Raw genomic sequence first — 21,082 nt, 5'->3', positions numbered from 1 at the left:
ATTTGTTCTTATAATTCTGCAATAAATTCCAAACCCAAATCAAAATACAACTCACTGAAAATTATACAATTACAAACCAAAATCTTGTAAATAAAATTACTACTACCGCATTACATTTGACTTACAAGATTAATTAAAATTTAGAATTATGTATACAACAAATCACAGAAGCAGCAACATCCCACTTGCTAAATCAGACAAAAAAACTGATTCTAATGAAACTACTTCAAAAGAAAGCGCAAAACCAAGTACTGATGAAAAAAAATCGACTTTGAAAAAAAATTAAAAAAGCTCAAATATGAAAACAGAAAATCAGGAAAATTATAGTCTAGACGACCGTAATTTTCAAACTAACGAATCATCAGTCACAGAACCTATAACAGATGAAAGCACAAGCTATGTTGATCAATATGAAAACATTCCGCTAGACGATGACAATCCTGAGGAAGAAACCATAGTTAACGAAGAAGATTCTATCACAAACGATCAGGATAATTTGGATCGGGAATTTTTAGATGCTTTACACGAAGATGAGGAGGAGGAAATCTACGATGATCAAAATAATCTGGACAAAAATCAAAATAATCTTGATAAAGGCGATCATCTGACTTACCCGGACCTCGAAATAGAAGAGCAAAAGACTCGGAATCGAGAAGAAGAAAAAAATGGAATCTAGGTAAATGATTCAATTGCGAGTACTTAATATCAATTGCTGTGTTTCAACTATTTTCAATAACCAATGACAATTGATGAAACATATTGATTTTTATCGCTCTAAAAAATTAACCTGTTATGGATATCTACTTAATTTTCCAGATAATAATAGTATCAATTGCCGCAACATCGACTATGACATTATTTAGCTATGCAGTCTCACTAAAATTTAGAGAAATATATAAGGAACCTGTATTGCTAACTTATTTAATGCATAACTTTAATATCAATCTCTCCAAATCTTCCAAAAACATATTGAGCTGGTTGATTCATTATGGAATTGGAGTGGCTTTCGTTTCTATTTACCATTATTTTTGGGCACATAATATATTGGAATTAACTTTTTTACATGGTCTTTTATTAGGCGTTGCCAGTGGAATTACAGGCATTATCAGCTGGATGATTCTTTTTAAAATTTCGCGTTATCAGCCCTCAATTGATTATAAAGGTTATTATATACAATTATTTATTGCCCATGTAATTTTTGCCCTTACTGCAACTGCAGTTTATGCTATTTCCTTAACAGTTGCTTTGCTAACAAATAATTACTTTGCACCCAAGTAATTACAAATCCAAGGAAAATCTTTCATACTAATTCTATTCAAATAACAAAAAAATGGCGCCTTTATGAGCGCCATTTTTACATTCTAATATTATTTCTATTTTATTTCTTGTCTATTTTATAAAGTCGGCCCTGATCTGTGATTGCATATAAGGCTCCGTCATTTCCTTGTGTTATATCTCTAAAACGTTGACCTTCTCCTGCTAAAAGCCTTTCTTCGCCAATTACTTTATTGTTTTCTATAACCAGACGAACAATGTGCATTCCGCTTAAAGCTCCAATGAAAAGGTTATTTTGCCATTCCGGAACACGATTACCAGTGTAAAAAGTCATTCCGCTTGGCGACACCACGGGATCCCAATAATATACCGGTTGTTCCATGCCGTCTTGTTTCTGAATCCCCGCTCCTACTTTTTCTCCACTATATTCAATTCCGTATGTAATTGTTGGCCATCCATAATTTGCACCTGCTTTCAGTCTATTAATTTCGTCACCTCCTCTTGGTCCATGTTCCGCCAGCCAGATTTCGTTGGTAACAGGATTAAGCGCCAATCCCTGAGGATTTCTGTGGCCAATTGAATATAATTCTGGTAAAGCGCCAGCTGCTGTAAACGTTGGATTACCTGTCGCGGCTTGTCCATTTTTAGTTATTCTGATTACTTTTCCTAGTCCTGCTGTAACCGATTGTGCCAAAGGTCTTGTTTGTAAAACAGAACGTTCTCCTGTGCTCACCACCAGATTTCCGGTTTGATCAAAAAGGATACGTCCTCCATAATGCAGATTACTAGGATTAGCAGGATTAGCGCGATAAATTACGACTGCTCCTTCTATCGTTTTTTCATCTGTTGATAATTTTCCTTTAGCAACAGACGTTTGATTTCCTCCTGTCACTGCTTCCGAAAAGACCCAATAAATCATTCGGTTTGTAGAAAATTCAGGATCAAGACACAAACCTAACAATCCTCCCTGACCATCAGGATTCACAGTTGGAATTCCCGTTATTGGACTACTTACTTCTCCTGCAGCAGTGACAATACGCATGGTGCCTGCTTTTTGACTAATCAATAATCTCCCATCGGGAAGACTTTTTATGCCCCATGGGCTAGTTAAGGATGAGGTTATGACTTTTCCTTCATAGCTGGTATTGGTTTGTAAACCGCCAATTCTTGTTTGTCCTGAAAAAGCTGGGCTATAAGTTGTATTAGCCGGCTCATTTTCTACAGGATTTGTAGGTGTTCCGGGATCTGGATTTACAACAGGATCTTTGTCATTTGAGCATCCACAAGCCATTAATAAGGCACTCGACAAAATGGTAATATAGTTACGGTGTAGCATGGTAGGTGTAGGTTAAGGATTAATAATCTATATGATTGAATACTATTCAATTGCATCAAATTTCGAAAATATGAAACGAATAACTTTATATAATTAATCGTAAATTTTATACAATTTATTGTAAATCAGATGAAAATATATTTTCGGTCGTGAAGTTTTTCTGTTTTTTTTGAAAACTTGTTAATTAGATAACAAACCATTTTAATAATAATCTTAACTTTTAATTTTAATTCTAAAATAGCCCGAGGTTTCAAATTTGGAAGACGCACCGTAAACACATCGTCTCAAAAATTAGGCGCAAAACGCAAGAAAATCTGATAATTATGAAATCGTCAGACAGAATGTTATAAAAAATTTCCTCTTTTTCAATTTTATATTTGTTGTATTAGCCAGTATCACAATTCCTTAAATTATTCTAAGCTGTATTTCTATATAGTTTGGAGTTATTTCACTCATTTTCTAACGTATCAATTTCTAACTTATGTCACTTTCCAAATACAATAAAAAAAGAGATTTTAAGCAAACACAGGAACCCAAAGGTAAAGTTGAAAAATCTTCCAATAAATTGATTTTTGTCGTGCAAAAACATGCCGCGTCGCATTTGCATTATGATTTTAGGCTGGAAATGGATGGTGTTCTTAAAAGTTGGGCTGTTCCAAAAGGGCCTTCAATGGATCCTGATGTGAAACGCCTTGCCATGATGGTTGAAGATCATCCGTACAGTTATAAAGATTTTGAAGGAACTATACCAGCAGGAAATTATGGTGCTGGAAATGTTATTGTTTGGGATAACGGAACCTATACTCCCTCAGAGAAAACAGCATCACCCGAACGAACCTTGGTGGCGAATTTAAAAAAAGGGCGTCTGAGTTTTGTTCTTACCGGTAAAAAACTCAAAGGTGAATTTTCATTAGTTAAATTAAATGGTAAACAGGAAAATGCGTGGTTGCTTATCAAAAAAAATGATAAATATGTTAATGATACCGACATATTGCAAAAAGATAAATCGGTTATTTCGAGTAGGACTTTAGCTGATTTGGGAGAGAAAAAAGAAGCAGATTCTGACAAAGAAAATCAAACTAAACAAATAATTAAAAAAACAGCTAAACCTGCCGAATTCATTAAACCGATGCTGGCCACAATTACCGATAAGGCATTTGATGATGAAGACTGGATCTTCGAAAACAAATATGATGGTTACAGAACTATTGCGGTCATCAATCCAAATGAAGAGGTTGAATTATACAGCAGAAATGAAATTTCTTTTAATACCAATTTTAAACCTATTGCCGAGGAATTAAAAAAAATTGATCATGCCGTTGTATTAGACGGTGAAGTGGTTGTGGAAGATGAACAAGGCAAAGCCAGTTTTCAATTGCTTCAGAATTACCTTAAAACAGGTTTCGGGAATTTAAAATACTATGTCTTCGATTTATTAAATTTAGACGGAAATCTGGTTACTAAACTATCCACTCTGGATCGAAAAGAGCTACTGAAAATTTTATTCAATAAATACAAATTCAGTAATATTTTCTATGCCGATCATTCTATTGGAGACGGGATAAAACAGTTTGAACTTGCTACTAAAAACAAAGAAGAAGGTATTGTGGCCAAAAAAGCAGACGGTGTTTATTTATCAGACAAACGCTCGCATGACTGGCTAAAAATTAAAACCGCCAATCAGGAAGAAGTTATTATTATTGGAATTACCGAACCAAAGAATTCAAGAAAGCATTTTGGTGCTATTTTGATGGCGCAGTATTATGGCAAAAGACTTCAGTATATTGGAAAATGCGGTACCGGTTTTACGGAACAAATATTAGAAGAACTATATACTAAATTACAGCCGTATTTTATTACTGACTCTCCTTTAAACGAAAAAACAGGTCTTCGGGATACCATTCAGTGGGTAAAACCAAAATTGGTCTGCCAAATCAAATTCTCTGAGTGGACCGCTGATAAACGTCTTAGACATCCGGTTTATCTTGGCTTGAGAATAGATAAAAAGCCCAATGAAGTTTTTCTACCAACAGACACCAAAAATACAACTGAAGTAAAAAAAGAAGAAAAAATGGATGAAACTACTCAAAAAAGCAAAACAGAAAATGATTATGATTTGAAAGTGGGAAAAACGGTTCTTCATTTGACTAATCAGAATAAAATCTATTTTCCTGACGATAAAATTACCAAGGGAGATATTGTTCAGTATTATAATGAAGTGGCTGATCTTATACTTCCCTATTTAAAAAATCGTCCGCAATCTATGAATCGTTTTCCCAACGGAATAGCCGGTACGAGTTTTTATCAAAAAGAAGTAGATGTTGAGAAAAGTCCGTCCTGGCTGAAAACAAAAAAAATATTCTCAGAATCGAATGATGCTGATGTGAACTATTTGATTTGCAACAATAAAGAAACCTTACTTTATATGGCGAATTTAGGTTGTATCGAAATCAACCCATGGAATTCTACCATTCAGCATATTGAAAATCCGGATTGGCTGGTAATTGATATAGATCCCGATAACCAGGATTTTACAGAAGTGGTAAAAACAGCTTTAACCGTCAAAGAAGTCATGGATGAACTGGAAACCGAATGTTTGTGTAAAACTTCAGGTGCTACAGGATTGCATGTATATATTCCGTTAGGCGCGCAATATGACTATGATTCCACTAAAATATTAGCTGAATTAATTGCCAAAGAAGTGCAATCACGCTTACCCGATACAACAACTTTGGAACGAAGCATCAAAAAAAGAGACCGTAAAATTTATATCGACTTTTTACAAAACAGACACGGCCAAACTTTGGCAGCGCCTTATTCTGTTCGTCCTAAACCTGGTGCAACAGTTTCTACGCCATTAGAATGGAGCGAAGTAAACGATGATTTGCATCCTTCTCAATTTACTATTAAAAATGTTTTGAGCCGCTTTGAGAAAAAAGGCGATTTATGGAAACCGGTTTTAGAAAAAGGAGCCAACGTTAAAAAGATCATCAAAAAAATTGAAGACCGTGACAGAGGTTAAGAAGATTTTTTCTTTTTAGTTTCTAAACTTGCTTTCAGCATTTCCATAAGGTCATCTGTCTGTTTGTGAACCACTTTAAGTTCTGCAGGTTTTTTAGGCGCTTTTCCTTTGGCTTTCTTTTTAATAATATCCAAAAGTTTAGCGGTGTATTCATCTTTAAAACTGCTGATATCAAATTTCTCGGTAAGCTGATCGATTAGTTTTTCGGCCATATCCATTTCTTTTGCACTCGTACATTTAGCAACTGGCGGAAGTTTTAATTCAGATGGATCTCTAACTTCCTGCTCGAAACGGATTCGGTTTAAAACAATCACATTTTTGTACGGTTTTAAAATCGCAAGACTTTCTTTATTACGCAGTACAAAACTCGTTACTCCCACTTTTCCGGAAGCCGCAAGCGCATCGCGAAGTAAGGCATAGGCTTTCATAGCACCTTTATCTGGTTCCAAAAAATAGGGCTGTTCGTAATAAATGCTATCAATTTCTTTTTCAGACACAAAACTCTGAATATCGATTGTTTTAGTTTTTACCGCATCTGCAGCCTGAAAATCCTCGTCCTCCAGAATTACATATTTGTCCTCTATTTTATAGCCTTTGATGATATTTCCGTAAGCTACTTCTTTGCCTGTACTCTCATTAAATCTTTTAAATATAATGTTTGAAAGATCTTTTGCATCGAGCATATCCAAATCAAGGTTACTCTCCTGTACTGCCGAAAACAACTTAATCGGAATATTAATTAAACCAAAACTGATTGAACCTGTCCATATTGATCTCATGATTTCTTTGTTTTAAATTGACCTTAAATTTAAGGCAGAGTTGTGATTTTATATTATATGATATTAGGAATGTTTTATAAAATAATGAGTTGAAATGGTTTTTACATTTTGGTTGTTGCGTAATTTTTATAATTTGGAAAAAAGAAATTGATATATTTGGTAATGAATAATGTGTGATTAGAATCATACATATCTACCTTGATTTGGGTAGCTTTGTGTGATTTTGTTATACATATATGCAAGTTGGCAGTAACTAACCAAAACAAATGAAATACCTTACGTTAAAATATCGTTCCACTAAAAAAATGAAAAAGTGTATTATTTGCTTGAAAAAAAAAGTAATCAATGAGTTCAATGAAGAACACATATTTCCTGAAGCTATAGGTGGTAATTTAAAAATTTATGATTGTTGTAAATTATGCAACAGTAAAATGGGGTCTAAAATAGACAACGAGTTAACGAATAATGAATACATTAAAATCATTAGATTTCTTTTAAAAATCAAAGGAAAAAATGGTATAATTAATCCTTTTAATACACTATTAAATTCTGCTTTTGAAGGCATAAAAGGTAAGTTAATATTTGAAAAATCTGGAAAGTATTCGAAATTTGAAATAATCCAAAAAACTATTATTGAAACTGAAAACTCACTAAAAATAGTGTGTGATTCAGATAATATGGAAGGAATGTTAAAAACCATTAACAAAAAAATAGCCAAAAGTAATCAACCCCCATATACTTTTGAAGATTTAAGAAAAAACACAACATCCATTTCACATCCTAAACTTAACAATATAGATATTAAAATAAACTTAGAGAATGACAATAAAGCTTTAATTTACATAATTCCAGAATTATTAAAAATAACGTATGAATTAGGTTATTATCATTTTAAAGAAAAATATCTTAAAGATCCTACTTCTATTGCTATCAGAAATGCTATTGAAGAAATAATATCTGGAAAACTAATTATAGATATGCCTACATATATTGAAATAGACGGTTTTAATTGGAAAGACATAAAACGATACAATTCGTATCAGTTTTTAATTAAAAACAATAAAATCATTTGTCATCTGAATATACTGAACTTCATTACTGCAAGAATAGTTCTAAGTAAAAATTCAAATGACTATAAATTAATCAATGAAAATATAAATGAATCTGTTTTTTAGAATAATTAGTATCTGAACTAAAAACTACTGCCAACACACGTTTGTGGCTATTGCGGAATTTAGTGGAATTACCGTTTTAATTCGTATTTTCGTTTACCCAAAAATACTCGTCTTCTAAGTCCGCAACAGCCGCAAGCGCGAGAACGTTGGCAGATATTTTGACCAAAAAAAAAGAAAATTATGATACAAGATGAAATAAAGAGTTTAATTCCTGTTGACAAAGTGTATGAGGACACTCTAAGTCCTGCAATGAAACAAATCGGTAAATCTCTTGAGAGTGTTGCGAAAACTTCTCGCTTTTTACTTGCCCCATTTGAATACTTAGCAAAACAGCACGACAGATGGGAAAGATACTTGGAAAAAGTTTCAGAAAGAGTTGATAAAGAAAACTTAATCGAAGGTCATCCGCAAATTGTGATTCCGACATTAGAAGGTTTAAGTTTGACATATGAAAATACTTTACTAAGTGAATTATTTATAAATCTTTTAGCTATATCTATTGACAAATCTAAACAAGATTTGGCTCATCCAGCGTTTCCAAGTATAATCAAACAATTAAGTAGAGATGAAGCGGTAATCTTGTTTTATCTTAAACAGAAAAATTATAAAATAAAGCAAAAGTCGGATTATAATGAAGAGAAAAATCATTTTATAAATAAGGAAACTCTTTATGAAGAATTCCCCATGGAAAAACTTGACTTTCCTCAAAATATTTGGATGAATATGAATCATTTAAATAGTTTAAATCTCGCTGGAACTTGGCAAGTTGGTGAACAAAAAGTGATTTATGACGAAGTAACAAAAAGACAAACAGGAGTATTTATAAATAGTGAAAGAAGATTAATGGAATTTGGGAAACTGTTTGCTAATGCCTGTATTCCAAATGATTTTATCGAACTATAAAAAAAATCGGTCAACATACGCTACAAGCAATGTGGGGATTTGGCTTAATGGAAAAATTGGTTAGTATGTGAAAGGTTAGGCAAATCCGAAGAATGAGATTAATTTAGTACCAAACCCGCTGTTGTACCAGAACGTTATCTGACATTTTTAAATCCTTCTAATGAACAATATTTCCTCGAAACATCATTACCTTCCTGTTTTTTATTTGAAAGGATTCACAAAGCAATCTGGAAAATTTAAAATCTATAATGTTCAAAAAAAATATTTTGTTCAAAAAGGAAAAGAATTTTCTCCGGGTTCATATTTCTATGAAAAAAATGCCAATACAGTTTTTAAACCTCATGGCAATAGTGATTTCATCGAAAAGTCGTATTCTGATTTAGAAGATAAAATATCTAAGATTATTAAAAAAATTGATCTAGCAGAAAGCGACACAAAGTTTGATGTAAATGAAGATGATATGCCAATGCTCAACACTTTTGCAAGTCTTATGTATTGGCGATTACCAAAGAATAAAAAAGAATTGGAGATAATTATCCAAAGTACACCCGCTAATCAATTAGGTTTCAATGTTCACAATGCTGATGATTCAGTAAATCAAATTGCATCAGAAGAATTGAAAAACGACCCCGAATTTATAAAAGGTTATAGATTTCTGACTTCTTTATTTGATAGTGTACGAGGACTTCATTGCAGAACTCCTTATACAATTATTCCGAAACACGAAGATTTGCCTTTTATTTGCTCTGACAACCCAATCATTTTTGAAAAAGATGAGTTTCCAAATGTTTATGAAGATGATTATATATTTCCATTATCAGGTAAAAGATTATTTGTGAAAACTGAAATCGGTCAAATGGATCCCTATTTATGGATGTTGATCGACATTGTGATATATAAGCAAGCTGTAAGATATGTAAGTTGCACTCATGAGGAATATCTTAGAATGTTGGACGATAATTTTGAAAAATACAATATTTCCCTAACAGAACTAAAACAAATTATTTTCAAAAAACTAAGACAAAGCGTCACATAACGGCCGTTGGTGAGATTGGAGTTTTAGTCTGAATTTAAAAATGGTTTTGTATTTGAAAAATTTGTGTTTAACAGAAAAATCTCGCATCTTTATTCCAAACCTCGCCAAGCTCCAGAAACATTAACCATCATTGTAAAAACGACCGTAACCAAAGACAATCGAAGAATTAATGCTAGAGAAATTCCCAACAATAAACAGTACGCTTTCACCAAACGAACTTGGCAAAGTTATTAGGCAAAACTACGAGTTAAGCGACAAAACCGAATGTAGCATATTTCGACTTGCAATGAACCATTTATACATAGTTTATGATGACGAAAAGAATTACGTTTTTAGGGTTTATACTTTTAATTGGCGGACAAAATTAGAAATTGAAGAGGAATTAAGACTTTTGCTTCATTTAAAAGAAACCAACCGACAAGTTGCTTATCCAATAGCAGACAAATCGAACGAATACATACAAGAAATTGAAGCACCGGAAGGGAAAAGATTTGGCGTTCTATTTTCATATGCTAAAGGTGTAAAGACAGCAAAATTTTCACACCAAACAAGTTTTTTAATTGGACAAGCACTAGCAAAAGTTCATCAATCGGCAGAAAATTTTGAACTAAAGAGAATATCTTACAATACTCAAAACTTGCTTACCCACTCTATTTTAAGAACTAAAAAATTCTTTAAGAAAACCAACGATGAAATTGATTTTTTAGAAAAATTGTCTGCTTTTTTAGCTTTGAAAATGGACAGTATTGACGAAAAGGAAATGAGATATGGAAGTGTTCATCTTGATGTTTGGTTTGACAATTTGCACATTGACGATGAAAAAGAAATAACTTTTTTTGACTTTGACTTTTGTGGCAATGGTTATTTATGTTTTGATGTTTCTTATTTTCTATTTCAATTACTTGCCACAAATTTAAACGAAGCAGAATATCAAGAAAAAGCAGATAGTTTCTTAAAAGGCTACGAAACTGTAACAGAAATTAGTAATGAAGAAAAAAAGTTTTTGCCTTTTGCTTGTTTAGCAATTATGGTATATTACATAAGTATTCAGTGCGACAGATTTGAATATTGGACGAATATTTTTTTAAATGAAGACCATTTAAAAAGAATGGTTGGAAATTTGAAACGGTGGATTGCTTACAATAAAATTGAAATAGAATAACGATTCAAATAACAAACCAATCGCTAACACCCGTTATATTGAGAAAACGAAGAGTTTAAATTAATTATCTATGAACGTGTTTAATCCAGACGAATTTCCTAAAAACTTAAATGACAAGGAAATTGAAATATTATCTCAACTTGTTATTAAAAATCCAATTTCAGATTTATGGAAAGAGATTGCGAGAAAACTAACTTCTGAACAGAAAAATATCGCCTATTTATTTCCCAAACTCGACAAGCGCCAGAACGTTATGTGAGAATCACAAAAAAATCTTTAATAATATGAAAAGTTACCATTTTTTGGTAACTTAGCTAAAAAAATTATGGGACGAAATACTTCTATATCACTTGGTAATCATTTCGAAAGTTTTATCGAACATAGTGTAAATGATGGAAGATTCAATAACGCAAGTGAAGTTATAAGAGCCGGTCTTCGACTTTTAGAAGAGGAGGAAAATAAAATTGTAGCTCTAAGAAAAGCGATCAATGATGGAATTGAAAGTGGACGTGCAGTCGATTTTGATGCTAAAAAACATCTTGACATTTTAAAAGCGAGAAAAAAATCAAATGGCTAAATATTATTTAACAAATAAAGCTGTTGATGACTTAACTAAAATTTGGGATTATACAATCGAAACTTGGTCTGAAATGCAAGCCGAAAAGTATTATGATTTACTTTTGGCATCATGTCATGATTTAGCAAATAATCCAGAACTTGGTCGAAACTATGATATAGTAACAAAAGGAATATTAGGTTTTAAATCAGGTGAACATATTATCTTCTACTCAATTATATCAAAGAATGAAATAGAAATCGCAAGAATTCTTCATGGAATGATGGATTTAAAAAGCAAACTCTAAAGATCCTCACATAAAACTACTATAACGTTAGCACTCATTGTACTTCACACTCAAGAATCAAACCCAACTTTTATATTAGCCTAATCACGTACTACAGCAAATAAATCTCCCTTGTATTTTATAGCGTGCTAATTTCAAGCTTATACCCTTTTCCGCGTACCACAACAATTTTTATATTGGGATCAAATTCCAGTTTTTTTCTAAGTTTTGATATGAACATATCCAGACTACGTCCCACAATAACACCTACATCTTCCCATATCTCTTTTTGAATTCGGTTTTTCTCTATAATCTCGTTTGGAGACAAGGCAAAAATGAGTAGTAAACGGGCTTCTGTTCCGGTTAGATCTATTGACCTTTCGTTTACAATTAGTTTCTTGTTTATCGTATCAAACAGCCCCGAACCGATAGTGATCATATCGCTATGTCCATTTTTAGATAACGATTTTTTCGCCTTAGAAGGTCTCAAAAGAATAAATCCTAAAAATCCTAAAAAGGACAGGCTGCCGAGAAGATATCCATTCTTAACTATATTTAGGCCTGTTGGTTTAAACTTAATACTAATCGTATAACAGGCTTTGGGCTGCTTTCTTCCTGAGCAGGCGACAATATTATCTTTCTTGTTTTTGGATATAGCATATCCATAGGCTACACTTGAATCACTACAGTTCAAAACATTAACAATATAATTACCCGCAAACGGAGCTTCGTCTAAAAAGCGACTAGTCGTATTCATTAAGCTATCCGGCTGAAAAGTAAAATCACTCTCAAAACGAATCAGGTATTCATTTTCTGCAATTTTTTTCACAGGCAACACTCGTGATATACTATCGCCCGACTGTAGAAGTATTTCATGTCCGATTCTACGAAGTAAAACTTCTCTTCTGGCAAAGGCAAAGTCATCACTATTCTCACTGCTAAAAGCAGCACAGATTAAACAGATAAGTGAGAGAAGTAATAATCCTAACACGTATTTGCGTTTTCCTAAAAGAAGATTTCTGCTATTGAACATAGTTTCAAGTTTTATTTGCAAAGTTTACATTTTTCTGTTAGTAAACATAGTGTCAAGTTTTTATTTACAAAGTTTACATTTTTATTTACAATTCTAAGATCACAATCTGCAAAATAGTAAAGTAATTTTACTTCATAAACCTGAAATGAGATAAAATTTTATTACTAATTAAAACATCAAAAACATGAAAAAAATCCTTTATGTGCTGATCTTATCGCTGGTTGTGGTAAGCGGTGCAGTATTTGCTAATCGCGAAATTAAAAATGAAACTCCTAAAAAATCAATCTCAAAGCCGCTCTCTGCTGCAGAAAGGAAAGCTGCATTAAAAAAATGGGAAGCGACACCTGATGGTATAATGGTCAAAAAATGGGAAGCGTCTCCTGCCGGTCAAAAAGTGCATGCCAGCGTTAGTAAAATAAGCAAATCCGTTATTGAGTACACCAATATGGAAGCTGTTATAACCTCTCTTTCTCTTCCGCCAGACTCAAAATTAGGTTTTGGTATGATGGTCAATATTAATGGTGCCGATTATATTCTTGCTTTTGGACCAGAAAGGGTTGGCACTAATATTTTGAGTTCTAAATATGAATTTGAGCAATTACATCAGCTGAAAGTTAACGACAAAATAATTATAAGAAGTCATCACATTTCGCAAGCGCCAAAATATTCTTATCCGATAATAGCGGGCGACTATGTAGAAAAAGAGGGCAGAATACTTTATAAACGTGAAGTCAACAAAGACGGTTGTTAATTAAATAAATTATAAAAAACTTTCATATATATATACTTTGTTAGAAGTTTAAGTATGTAAACTTTTTTCAGGACGAGACAGAATTCTTGATTTAAATTGATATTAAATTTAAATCAAAGAATCCTGTTTTCTTTTATAGGGATTGGAGATGTTTTATAAAATAACGAGTTACAACAGAATGATTTAGAAGCTATTCTAAAATTATAGCAGAAATTCTGATACTTTGACAGAGAATTTATTTAGAAATCCTTACTTCTTTATTTCCTCTAAAATCAAATCTGCCACGGCATCAATCGCCTGATCAATGATTTCTTCAGCCGTGCCGTTGAATAAAAATCTTATAGCTATTTCTTTTTCTGGAAATACAATATGTACAAAAATAGTTCCGACAGGTTTTGTCTCGCTTTCACTTCCTCCCGGAGTTGTCAGTCCGGTTAAGGCAACACAAACATCTGATTTGACATGAAGATGAAAATTTTGTGCCATCAATTTTGTTACTATGGCTGATTCTGCAGTATGTTTTTCAATAGTTCCTGGCGGAATATGAAGCAAATCTTCTTTCATGGAAGTATGGTAACACACCATTCCACCGATCAAAATTTTTCCGGAATCAAAAACGGCAGAAAACTCATAATTCATTTTTCCTGCCGAAGCACTCTCTACAAAAGTGATTGTCCATTTCTTTTCTATCAGGGCTTTGCAACAAGCAGTTACTTTTTTAGATGCCATAGTATTTACATTTTTAAATGATATAAATTTTATAAGAACAGATTTTGGTCTTCTATCCAATCTCAAAAACAAATATAAAAGGAGTGTCTATTTTGTGCTTACATGATTCTGCTTCCAACTTATATGTTTTAAACTTTAAGGTTCATTTATATACATTTTTTTGATGAACTGATAATTATAGAAATTCAATTCAATTTTCTGTAACGCTTTCCAACTATTCTAAAGCTAAATTTGTAAAAATACAAGCCTTTAAAAAAATATATGCCTAGGGAGATTGCTTCCAATTCAATAGAAAATAATTAAAAATTAAACATCATGGAAAAGTATAATAATGAAAATTATGGTCAGACAGATCCAGATTTTATAGATCAGGAAACGCTTATTGATAACGATAATTATAAAAAAGAGGAAGATCCGTATGAACAGCATTATAACGGAGAATTTATAGGAGATGTTAATCACGAGACCAATGATTACAACCGAAATGAAAATATTCCGAACGAAGAAAGAATCATTAATGAAGATGGTTTAATTACCAATGATGAAGAAAAAGATACAGAATATGTTCCGGATGATGTCGATGATCATAGTAAACCTGACGATGACGAAGAAGAACACATAGATGATGATCTTGATGAAATGGACGATTTTGAGGCAGAACATTTTCCTGAAACGCATCCTAGAGAATAAAAACATCAATTTATGGATCTTTCAACCCAAATTATTTGGCTTTTTGTTTTAGCGGTTCCAATTGCTTGTATCAGTTGGACGGTAACGCATGAAGAAATATTTAGGGAACCCCGAGAATGGTGTGTCAAACATTCAAAAAACGACCGGACAATACTGTCACGAAAAGCATTTTATCTTTTTACGTGTGAATATTGTTTTAGCCACTATGTCACAATTGCCTGTTTATTCTTTACGGATTATAAACTTTTGTTAAATGACTGGCGTGGCTACATTTTGGCAGGATTCTCGCTAGTTTTTGTTGCGAATGTCTACATGAGTCTTTTGGCTTTGCTAAGACAAGCTATCAAAAAGGAAAAAGTAGAAATTGAAAAAATAGAGATTGAAACAGACCATGAAAAAATCTCAAAATAAAAGACAAAAAAGTTCAAACAAATAAATTATTATAATCATGGAAAATTTAAATTTCATAGACCCTTTGTTACACGGTATTACACCAAATCCGGCCTCTAAACTTTCTGTTAAGAATTTAGTTTGCGCGGGTATAAGCACACTTGTTATTGGTGCTGTATTAAAAAAAGCGGGTCATAATAAAACCGCAGCTGTTGTTGGAGGTCTTGCATTGCCATTGTTAGCCTCAGCATGTTATAAAAAGCTATCAAAAATATCTAAAGATAAAAAAGCAGAAACTGAAAGTAGTGGTATTGAGTATAATCACTAAAATTTAGTTTCAGGTTTTTCTTGTTTCAAGTTTCAAGTTGTGTTGGAACGGATAAAAACTTTTAAAATTAGCCACGAAAATTCATGAGTGTCTACGTTTGTAGAAAGACTCCTGAAGTCGTGGCTATTTTTTTTGTTTCAGGTTTCAAGTTTCAGGTTTTGTTGGGGTGGCATAGCAGAGTAAAAAGTTAGCCACGAATTCACGAATTATTGTCTATTTTGATGTAGAAAAATTCGTGAATTCGTGGCTATTATTTTTAACGTCCAGAAAACAACCTGAAACTTGAAACCTGACACGAGGCTTTAGCCGAACTGGCGAAGCAAACAAAAGAAACTAAACTTATGCTAAGTTAATATTCCCCTCTACCCAGTTTAAAGCCTTATTAAAGTCTAATTTTTTGAATCCGTGGAATTCTCCAGGAACGACATAACTAAATCCGTTTGTAAACGATATAATCTCTTCTGAATCTGAAATTATAGCAGCTCTGTTCCATTTTCCAAGATGCTTTAATCCAAGTAAGGCATCTTCAAGCCAAGCACCCGCAGTAAAATTTTCTAAATCAGTATCCAGAACCAATAAAAAATTGATTTCATTAGTCTGTTTTATTAAATGCTCAACTGCAGGAACTACCACACTCAGAAAATCTTCTTTAGTTACTTCTGCCAATGCTCTAAAGGCGACTATATTATCTGTTGTGTCAATTTGATGTATCATGATATTCTATTTTGAAGTGTTATTAATTTGAATGCTTTTACACATTGATTTTATTTTCACATTTGATATGAAGCTCTATCAAAAATACCAATACTATAGGGTTTAACTATTATATCATTGCAATAGTATTTTATAAAATAACTATCTCTTAAGAAGGTACTAAGGGACTAAGATGCTAAGGTTCTAAGTTTTTTTTGATCTTAGAGCCTCAGTCCCTTAGAACCTCAGCAGCTATAAAAAACAAATGCAACTCTTTAGAGTTGCATTTGTTTTTTATTTAGAAATTTTTGATTTATCTATTTCGTCGATAAAAGGAATTGAATCCTGAATTTCGCCTCTTATAGTCACTTGTAAATATTGTTCTAATTGAACAAATTTTGCAGCATTACGTCCGCCAACGGCTTTTTTAACTTTACCGAATGTTTTAGACAATAGCTTATCTGTATCAGCAATATTCTTCAAATTAGTCTCCGTTAATTCTGCTGCCTTAGCATCATCCAGCTTGTCATAATTATCAGCATAATCTTTAATTAGCTGCATTTTCTTTTGTCCTAACGCTTTACGCTGCGTTTCATATTCATCATAGATGGTTTGAAATGCTGCCGCCTGAGGTTCTGACAAGTTCATATACTGTTTCACTAAATCTGCTTTAGATCTACCGTAAATACTCTGAATTACAGCAACATCATCTGCAAGACTCGAACTAGATTGTGCATATCCGCCAGCACTGAAAGCCAGGACAATTAACAAAAATATTTTTTTCATGATTTTTATTTATAAGATTGAAATTCGATTAAAGGGTAGTTTTTATTTACTGAAGTCGTAGCTTAGAGAAGCACCAAGTCCAAACTGAAATGTTGATGCATAATCGTTAACTGCAATAGGTCCCCAATAGTAGTCCCAGTAATAATCATATCCAACCGCTGCCGACATAGATTGTAAATACGCATGCAGATTGATTGATAATGGTGAATTGGTTTTTACTTTTACACCGGCTTTAATTTCCCAGGCAAAATAAGTTCCGCTTCCGCTTTGAGGTGTTTCTAAAATAGCAATACCGGCACCAGCACCTAAAAATGGCATAGCTTTCGAAGCACTTGACCCGAAATAATAGGTATAATCTGCTAATATATAATTGATAGCACCTTTATCATCTCCGGCATTAACCTGACTTCCGGCAGGAAAAGAACCATTATTACCACTTAAGGGAATCTTTGTGTATAAAGGCATATTAGTATCAAGTCGGTTGTATTTTAACTCAATTGATTGGTTGTCGATAAAGAAATATTCTAATCCTGCACCATACTCAAAACCATCCTCGACACGTGCATATGAGGAATCAAAATCTACTTTATCCGAAAAGGTATAACCTCCATATAAATTAAGTAAAAATGACCCTTCACTTTGAGCTGACATTGTCAGCGAAAAGAAAAAAACTGCGAATAATAAGTGATACTTTTTCATAATGTTTGATTTTTAGTTTGATTATCTTTTTTTGATTATTTATTGTTTTTCAAAGCTATATAGAATTACAAACAAATACCTGAAGTAAAGCTCTTTAATGGTTTCATTTTATAATTTGAAACCAAAAGTTGGATAAAATTTAACGTAAAGATATTAAAAAAATTACTACACAAAACAACCTATTTAACTGATTTTCATATATTTGAATACAATTTAACACTTACATTCTTAAAAAAAACAAACTATAGTAGCAATTTTAATCAAAATTCACATGGCAGAAGTTTACAAAGTAGTTACAACACTTTATGCTTATGTTTATAAAAGCATAGGAACCGACGGAAAACCAAAATCAAAAAATAATACCATTTTGATGGGATCGTTTGTCAAAGTTTTAGCGGAAGAAAATGGCAATTGGCAAAAAATATATGCCTTTAGTAAAGAAGGCTGGATTGACAAAAACTGCATTGGTTTATCTCCCTCGCTTAAATGTTTTTATGTGGATGTTGGTCAGGGCGATGGCGCTTTGATTGAAGTTGGAAATGATGAAAACGGACTGAAAATAATTATTGATGGAGGACCAAATGATAATCTTAGTAATTATTTAAGTAAATGGCAGTATAAGTATTACTTTGATAAAAACAAGAAAGTCCATCTCGATTATATCTTTATAAGTCATTTTGATAAGGATCATTATCAGGGATTAATTGATATTATTAACGATGATCATTATACTATCGGAACTATTTATCATAATGGAATTGCAAAATTCAATGACGCAAAAGTCAATTTCCCAAAATTGGAATACAATACTGAATTAGGAAAAAAATCCAAACAAGGAACTGAATATTTTCTAGAAACGTCCTTTACTACTTTAGCCGAATTCAATGCTTTAAAACTAAAAGGCGGCATGCTTGATTTACAGGAAAAGTTTCTGGCTGCAGTCAACAATGCTACTTCTCAGGGAAGGTTAACCAATTTTGAGCGTTTGGATCATACAAGTGTTATTCCGCCAAAATTAATCAACAATAAAAATTTTAAGATTGAAGTTTTAGGTCCGGTGACTTCTCAAATCAATAATAAATTGGCCTATAAATATTTTGATGATGAAGCGCATACGATAAACGGACACAGCCTTGTATTAAAAATTACTTATGGAAACCGTTCTTTCTTATACGGAGGAGATTTGAATATTCCTGCCGAAGAACATTTATTGGAACATTATAATCCTTTAAATCCTTTTGAAGTTGATGTTGCCAAATCATGCCATCATGGGGCATCTGAATTTACAACCGATTTCATGGAAAAGGTAAATCCGTATGCAACAGTAATTTCATCAGGAGATAATGAAACCTATTCGCACCCGAGGGCAGATGCTATTGGGTGTGCCGGAAAATATACCAAATCAAAAAGACCCTTGGTTTTTTCGACAGAATTAGCCCGTTCTACAGACAGTACCAACAGAATCAAATACGGCATGATTAATTTAAGATGTGATGGAGATAATATTATCATGGCTCAAATGAAAGAAGCTGTCAGCAGCGGCAGCGTTTGGGATTTATATGAAGAAATTCATTTTAATCCGTCTATTTAATATTTCTGATTTGTCTCAAAAAACAAAAGCCTGTCTCTCACGAAACAGGCTTTTTGTAAAAAAAATAAATAAAAATAAACTAACACAAACTTAATTATATCCTTGATTTTGTGTGAATTCCTTAGTCACATCAATAGTTGACTGCGGAATTGGGAATACTCTTCTAAAAGGCTGTGAAGCCGCTTTTGCAGTTCCTGGCAAATCAAACTTTCCAAAACGGATCATTTGTGGTCTTCTGTATAATTCCCAGTATAATTCGAAACCAATTTCTTTATACAATTGTGTTGCATCTAAAGAAGTAAGTGCTTTTCCCGGAGCGCTTGCATATAACGATTCTCTTTTTCTACTGGTACGCAGTTTATTCAAATCTTCCATAGCTAAACCTGCACTTCCTTTTCTGAAATAAGCCTCTGCTCTCATGGTGTATATTCCACCTAAACGAAACAATGAAATATCAACATTACTATTTCCGTTTCCTCCTTCAGGATCAAATTCATATTTAAAAACACGTGCTCCCTGATTGATTTCATTTTGAGCAAAAACAGCCTGAGCAGGGTTTTTAAACGTTAGTGATGGTGTAAAATCCATTCTTGTGGTCGTACTTTTTTCCATATACAATGGAGAAACTTTAATACGATTACCTACCATTTCTAAAGACCCGGAAGGCAATAATATTGGACCATATTGAAGACCGGCCTGAATTCCTCTGTTGAAATGGAACCAAGGCAAATTGGCACTTTTAGGTACAATATCTGTTGCAGGAACACTTACATCTGTACCATCATTCATAAACCATGTACCATCAGAATACTGGTAATGTTGCTGAAATCTTGGATCTTCGTGATTTCCATCCCAGGTTGCATAAAATTCCGGAGTTGTGCAAGCAGCATTTGTTCCTCTGTTTGCTGCAGATGTTCTCTGATTACGCTCCATACACACATAAGCGAAACTGTTAGAACCGTTACGAATGTAATCGATCTTTTGAGAAATAGCGAAAATAAGCTCTTTTCCGTTTTCATTATCTCTCGCAAAATTTTTGAAATAATCACTTTCCAAACTGTATTTCCCAGAATTGATAAGTAATGAAGTATAATAAATAACACGGTCCATATCTGTTCCTCCTCCGCTCACTGCAGCTTCGTTAAAATTAAAGCTTGAACTCGCATTGTAACGATCTTTAAAAACGGCACGATTCAAATACATTGTACTTAAAAAAGCATAAGCTGCTTCTTTTGTAAAACGGCCGTGGTGCGTTTGCTGCTCACCCATTGGAGCCAAATCAGGAATTAAAGCTTCGACATCTGTGATCAATTTATCGATTTGAGTATCGGCTTTTAAAATTTGCAAAGGCGCTTTTGGGTTCATCGGATCTCTGTAAGGCGTTTGTCCGTACAAATCCAAAGTTGTGTACATATAAAAGGCCAAAAGTGCTTTAGCTTCAGCTAAAAACAAGGTCTTCTGCGGAATCGAACTTTCTTCGATTGACTGAATTGCCGTTAAAGAACGTGTAATTCCGTTTGTCAATTTATTCCAGTTGTCACCTACAACAGCATTGTCAGATTTCCATGTAAACTCGTGCATGTCTCTCCATTTTCCTCCATCTCCCCAGTCACTTCCGCGTGTTGGCAAAATAGCTTCATCTGTTGTGTATTCCTGTAAAGAAAAAACGGCTCCGTGATCTGTAAAAGTTCCGTCTCCCAATCGATCGTAAGCTGCAGCAAGTGCGCCTGCAGGATTAGAGGCATTATCTCCTAAAACCTCATCCAAAACAACTTCGTCAAGATCAGTACAACTGGCAAACAACCAGATGAAAGAGAATAATGTTATTAGTTTTATATTAAAAATTTTATTTGTCTTCATAA

Annotated in this window: 24 protein-coding genes; 16 read left to right on the top strand and 8 right to left on the bottom strand. The window is 33.2% G+C overall.

Going from position 1 to position 21,082, the window contains the following annotated elements; translation table 11 throughout:
* Nucleotides 1-148: 148 nt before the first annotated feature.
* The 3 genes from BUA98_RS22385 to BUA98_RS14935 all read left to right on the top strand — a co-directional run bounded on the left by BUA98_RS22385 (nt 149) and on the right by BUA98_RS14935 (nt 1,278).
* Entirely contained in the window at nt 149-286 is a 138-nt protein-coding gene (locus tag BUA98_RS22385; RefSeq protein WP_159433470.1) for a hypothetical protein, read from the top strand.
* A gap of 12 nt (nt 287-298) precedes the next feature.
* Nucleotides 299-676: a hypothetical protein gene (locus tag BUA98_RS14940; RefSeq protein ID WP_072973832.1), complete on the top strand. Its 378-nt coding sequence runs from the start codon at nt 299-301 to the stop codon at nt 674-676.
* 116 nt (nt 677-792) lie between these two features.
* Nucleotides 793-1,278 carry a hypothetical protein gene (locus tag BUA98_RS14935; protein WP_072973830.1) on the top strand — a complete coding sequence of 162 codons (486 nt, stop codon included), beginning with the start codon at nt 793-795 and terminating at the stop codon, nt 1,276-1,278.
* Nucleotides 1,279-1,378: 100 nt separating this feature from the next.
* On the opposite strand, the gene BUA98_RS14930 is transcribed toward BUA98_RS14935, so the two are convergent.
* A complete protein-coding gene (locus BUA98_RS14930) occupies nt 1,379-2,611 on the bottom strand; it encodes a PQQ-dependent sugar dehydrogenase (protein ID WP_072973828.1) in 1,233 nt (410 codons plus the stop codon).
* A 481-nt stretch (nt 2,612-3,092) separates the two neighbouring features.
* Between BUA98_RS14930 and ligD the strand changes: the two genes are divergently transcribed.
* Nucleotides 3,093-5,633, top strand: a complete 2,541-nt coding sequence (gene ligD / locus BUA98_RS14925) for a DNA ligase D (RefSeq protein WP_072973826.1) — start codon at nt 3,093-3,095, stop codon at nt 5,631-5,633.
* Here ligD and ku read toward each other — a convergent pair.
* Nucleotides 5,630-6,412, bottom strand: coding sequence for a non-homologous end joining protein Ku (ku, locus tag BUA98_RS14920; RefSeq protein ID WP_072973824.1), 783 nt, complete (start codon nt 6,410-6,412; stop codon nt 5,630-5,632). The two genes, ligD and ku, sit on opposite strands and share 4 nt — an antisense overlap.
* Before the next feature lie 305 nt (nt 6,413-6,717).
* Here ku and BUA98_RS14915 point away from each other — a divergent pair, with 305 nt between their 5' ends.
* The 7 genes from BUA98_RS14915 (at nt 6,718) to BUA98_RS14885 (ending at nt 11,551) form a co-directional block, all read left to right on the top strand.
* Nucleotides 6,718-7,587: an HNH endonuclease gene (locus BUA98_RS14915; RefSeq protein ID WP_072973822.1), complete on the top strand. Its 870-nt coding sequence runs from the start codon at nt 6,718-6,720 to the stop codon at nt 7,585-7,587.
* Nucleotides 7,588-7,767: 180 nt separating this feature from the next.
* Nucleotides 7,768-8,490 (top strand): DUF4393 domain-containing protein, encoded by a 723-nt coding sequence (locus BUA98_RS14910; protein ID WP_072973820.1) that lies wholly within the window; start codon nt 7,768-7,770, stop codon nt 8,488-8,490.
* Nucleotides 8,491-8,650: 160 nt separating this feature from the next.
* Nucleotides 8,651-9,526 (top strand): DUF4238 domain-containing protein, encoded by an 876-nt coding sequence (locus BUA98_RS14905; protein WP_072973818.1) that lies wholly within the window; start codon nt 8,651-8,653, stop codon nt 9,524-9,526.
* Nucleotides 9,527-9,695: 169 nt separating this feature from the next.
* Nucleotides 9,696-10,688 (top strand): phosphotransferase, encoded by a 993-nt coding sequence (locus tag BUA98_RS14900; protein ID WP_072973817.1) that lies wholly within the window; start codon nt 9,696-9,698, stop codon nt 10,686-10,688.
* A gap of 70 nt (nt 10,689-10,758) precedes the next feature.
* The gene (locus BUA98_RS14895) at nt 10,759-10,947 is read left to right on the top strand and encodes a hypothetical protein (RefSeq protein ID WP_072973815.1); all 189 of its coding nucleotides are present in this window, start codon (nt 10,759-10,761) and stop codon (nt 10,945-10,947) included.
* A 66-nt stretch (nt 10,948-11,013) separates the two neighbouring features.
* Nucleotides 11,014-11,265 (top strand): type II toxin-antitoxin system ParD family antitoxin, encoded by a 252-nt coding sequence (locus BUA98_RS14890; RefSeq protein WP_072973813.1) that lies wholly within the window; start codon nt 11,014-11,016, stop codon nt 11,263-11,265.
* Nucleotides 11,258-11,551 (top strand): type II toxin-antitoxin system RelE/ParE family toxin, encoded by a 294-nt coding sequence (locus BUA98_RS14885; protein ID WP_072973811.1) that lies wholly within the window; start codon nt 11,258-11,260, stop codon nt 11,549-11,551. The genes BUA98_RS14890 and BUA98_RS14885 overlap by 8 nt, the downstream gene beginning before the upstream one ends.
* A 118-nt stretch (nt 11,552-11,669) precedes the next feature.
* Here the strand turns inward: BUA98_RS14885 and BUA98_RS14880 are convergent, their stop codons facing one another.
* Nucleotides 11,670-12,563, bottom strand: a complete 894-nt coding sequence (locus BUA98_RS14880) for a winged helix-turn-helix domain-containing protein (RefSeq protein ID WP_072973809.1) — start codon at nt 12,561-12,563, stop codon at nt 11,670-11,672.
* A 184-nt stretch (nt 12,564-12,747) separates the two neighbouring features.
* On the opposite strand from BUA98_RS14880, the gene BUA98_RS14875 reads away from it, so the two are divergent.
* Nucleotides 12,748-13,314, top strand: a complete 567-nt coding sequence (locus BUA98_RS14875) for a hypothetical protein (protein ID WP_072973807.1) — start codon at nt 12,748-12,750, stop codon at nt 13,312-13,314.
* 249 nt (nt 13,315-13,563) lie between these two features.
* Here BUA98_RS14875 and BUA98_RS14870 read toward each other — a convergent pair whose 3' ends face one another.
* A complete protein-coding gene (locus BUA98_RS14870) occupies nt 13,564-14,043 on the bottom strand; it encodes a CinA family protein (RefSeq protein WP_072973805.1) in 480 nt (159 codons plus the stop codon).
* Nucleotides 14,044-14,358: 315 nt separating this feature from the next.
* Between BUA98_RS14870 and BUA98_RS14865 the strand changes: the two genes are divergently transcribed.
* The 3 genes from BUA98_RS14865 to BUA98_RS14855 are packed head-to-tail and all read left to right on the top strand — an operon-like array spanning nt 14,359 to nt 15,451.
* A complete protein-coding gene (locus tag BUA98_RS14865) occupies nt 14,359-14,733 on the top strand; it encodes a hypothetical protein (RefSeq protein WP_072973803.1) in 375 nt (124 codons plus the stop codon).
* A 12-nt stretch (nt 14,734-14,745) separates the two neighbouring features.
* Nucleotides 14,746-15,144 (top strand): hypothetical protein, encoded by a 399-nt coding sequence (locus tag BUA98_RS14860; RefSeq protein WP_072973801.1) that lies wholly within the window; start codon nt 14,746-14,748, stop codon nt 15,142-15,144.
* A gap of 37 nt (nt 15,145-15,181) precedes the next feature.
* Nucleotides 15,182-15,451, top strand: coding sequence for a hypothetical protein (locus tag BUA98_RS14855; protein ID WP_072973800.1), 270 nt, complete (start codon nt 15,182-15,184; stop codon nt 15,449-15,451).
* Nucleotides 15,452-15,790: 339 nt separating this feature from the next.
* On the opposite strand, the gene BUA98_RS14850 is transcribed toward BUA98_RS14855, so the two are convergent.
* The 3 genes from BUA98_RS14850 to BUA98_RS14840 form a co-directional block, all read right to left on the bottom strand.
* Nucleotides 15,791-16,165, bottom strand: coding sequence for a SpoIIAA family protein (locus BUA98_RS14850; protein WP_072973798.1), 375 nt, complete (start codon nt 16,163-16,165; stop codon nt 15,791-15,793).
* A gap of 273 nt (nt 16,166-16,438) precedes the next feature.
* On the bottom strand, nt 16,439-16,930 hold the full coding sequence (locus BUA98_RS14845; protein WP_072973796.1) for a hypothetical protein: 492 nt from the start codon (nt 16,928-16,930) through the stop codon (nt 16,439-16,441).
* Between the two features lie 42 nt (nt 16,931-16,972).
* Nucleotides 16,973-17,629, bottom strand: a complete 657-nt coding sequence (locus BUA98_RS14840; protein ID WP_072973794.1) for an outer membrane beta-barrel protein — start codon at nt 17,627-17,629, stop codon at nt 16,973-16,975.
* A 271-nt stretch (nt 17,630-17,900) separates the two neighbouring features.
* Here BUA98_RS14840 and BUA98_RS14835 point away from each other — a divergent pair, with 271 nt between their 5' ends.
* On the top strand, nt 17,901-19,220 hold the full coding sequence (locus BUA98_RS14835; protein ID WP_072973792.1) for a hypothetical protein: 1,320 nt from the start codon (nt 17,901-17,903) through the stop codon (nt 19,218-19,220).
* A 90-nt stretch (nt 19,221-19,310) separates the two neighbouring features.
* Here BUA98_RS14835 and BUA98_RS14830 read toward each other — a convergent pair whose 3' ends face one another.
* Entirely contained in the window at nt 19,311-21,080 is a 1,770-nt protein-coding gene (locus tag BUA98_RS14830) for a RagB/SusD family nutrient uptake outer membrane protein (protein ID WP_072973790.1), read from the bottom strand.
* Nucleotides 21,081-21,082 lie beyond the last annotated feature (2 nt).

Source organism: Flavobacterium saccharophilum, assembly GCF_900142735.1.
GTDB lineage: Bacteria > Bacteroidota > Bacteroidia > Flavobacteriales > Flavobacteriaceae > Flavobacterium > Flavobacterium saccharophilum.
Note: the sequence above shows the minus strand (reverse complement) of the source record. Positions and strands in the feature narration are given on the sequence as shown.

What these genes read in the sequence shown, in the direction of transcription:
- BUA98_RS22385 (WP_159433470.1), top strand. Translation starts at nt 149, where the DNA reads ATGTATACAACAAATCACAGAAGCAGCAACATCCCACTTGCTAAATCA.
- BUA98_RS14940 (WP_072973832.1), top strand. Translation starts at nt 299, where the DNA reads ATGAAAACAGAAAATCAGGAAAATTATAGTCTAGACGACCGTAATTTT.
- BUA98_RS14935 (WP_072973830.1), top strand. Translation starts at nt 793, where the DNA reads ATGGATATCTACTTAATTTTCCAGATAATAATAGTATCAATTGCCGCA.
- BUA98_RS14930 (WP_072973828.1), bottom strand. Translation starts at nt 2,611, where the DNA reads ATGCTACACCGTAACTATATTACCATTTTGTCGAGTGCCTTATTAATG.
- ligD (WP_072973826.1), top strand. Translation starts at nt 3,093, where the DNA reads ATGTCACTTTCCAAATACAATAAAAAAAGAGATTTTAAGCAAACACAG.
- ku (WP_072973824.1), bottom strand. Translation starts at nt 6,412, where the DNA reads ATGAGATCAATATGGACAGGTTCAATCAGTTTTGGTTTAATTAATATT.
- BUA98_RS14915 (WP_072973822.1), top strand. Translation starts at nt 6,718, where the DNA reads ATGAAAAAGTGTATTATTTGCTTGAAAAAAAAAGTAATCAATGAGTTC.
- BUA98_RS14910 (WP_072973820.1), top strand. Translation starts at nt 7,768, where the DNA reads ATGATACAAGATGAAATAAAGAGTTTAATTCCTGTTGACAAAGTGTAT.
- BUA98_RS14905 (WP_072973818.1), top strand. Translation starts at nt 8,651, where the DNA reads ATGAACAATATTTCCTCGAAACATCATTACCTTCCTGTTTTTTATTTG.
- BUA98_RS14900 (WP_072973817.1), top strand. Translation starts at nt 9,696, where the DNA reads ATGCTAGAGAAATTCCCAACAATAAACAGTACGCTTTCACCAAACGAA.
- BUA98_RS14895 (WP_072973815.1), top strand. Translation starts at nt 10,759, where the DNA reads ATGAACGTGTTTAATCCAGACGAATTTCCTAAAAACTTAAATGACAAG.
- BUA98_RS14890 (WP_072973813.1), top strand. Translation starts at nt 11,014, where the DNA reads ATGGGACGAAATACTTCTATATCACTTGGTAATCATTTCGAAAGTTTT.
- BUA98_RS14885 (WP_072973811.1), top strand. Translation starts at nt 11,258, where the DNA reads ATGGCTAAATATTATTTAACAAATAAAGCTGTTGATGACTTAACTAAA.
- BUA98_RS14880 (WP_072973809.1), bottom strand. Translation starts at nt 12,563, where the DNA reads ATGTTCAATAGCAGAAATCTTCTTTTAGGAAAACGCAAATACGTGTTA.
- BUA98_RS14875 (WP_072973807.1), top strand. Translation starts at nt 12,748, where the DNA reads ATGAAAAAAATCCTTTATGTGCTGATCTTATCGCTGGTTGTGGTAAGC.
- BUA98_RS14870 (WP_072973805.1), bottom strand. Translation starts at nt 14,043, where the DNA reads ATGGCATCTAAAAAAGTAACTGCTTGTTGCAAAGCCCTGATAGAAAAG.
- BUA98_RS14865 (WP_072973803.1), top strand. Translation starts at nt 14,359, where the DNA reads ATGGAAAAGTATAATAATGAAAATTATGGTCAGACAGATCCAGATTTT.
- BUA98_RS14860 (WP_072973801.1), top strand. Translation starts at nt 14,746, where the DNA reads ATGGATCTTTCAACCCAAATTATTTGGCTTTTTGTTTTAGCGGTTCCA.
- BUA98_RS14855 (WP_072973800.1), top strand. Translation starts at nt 15,182, where the DNA reads ATGGAAAATTTAAATTTCATAGACCCTTTGTTACACGGTATTACACCA.
- BUA98_RS14850 (WP_072973798.1), bottom strand. Translation starts at nt 16,165, where the DNA reads ATGATACATCAAATTGACACAACAGATAATATAGTCGCCTTTAGAGCA.
- BUA98_RS14845 (WP_072973796.1), bottom strand. Translation starts at nt 16,930, where the DNA reads ATGAAAAAAATATTTTTGTTAATTGTCCTGGCTTTCAGTGCTGGCGGA.
- BUA98_RS14840 (WP_072973794.1), bottom strand. Translation starts at nt 17,629, where the DNA reads ATGAAAAAGTATCACTTATTATTCGCAGTTTTTTTCTTTTCGCTGACA.
- BUA98_RS14835 (WP_072973792.1), top strand. Translation starts at nt 17,901, where the DNA reads ATGGCAGAAGTTTACAAAGTAGTTACAACACTTTATGCTTATGTTTAT.
- BUA98_RS14830 (WP_072973790.1), bottom strand. Translation starts at nt 21,080, where the DNA reads ATGAAGACAAATAAAATTTTTAATATAAAACTAATAACATTATTCTCT.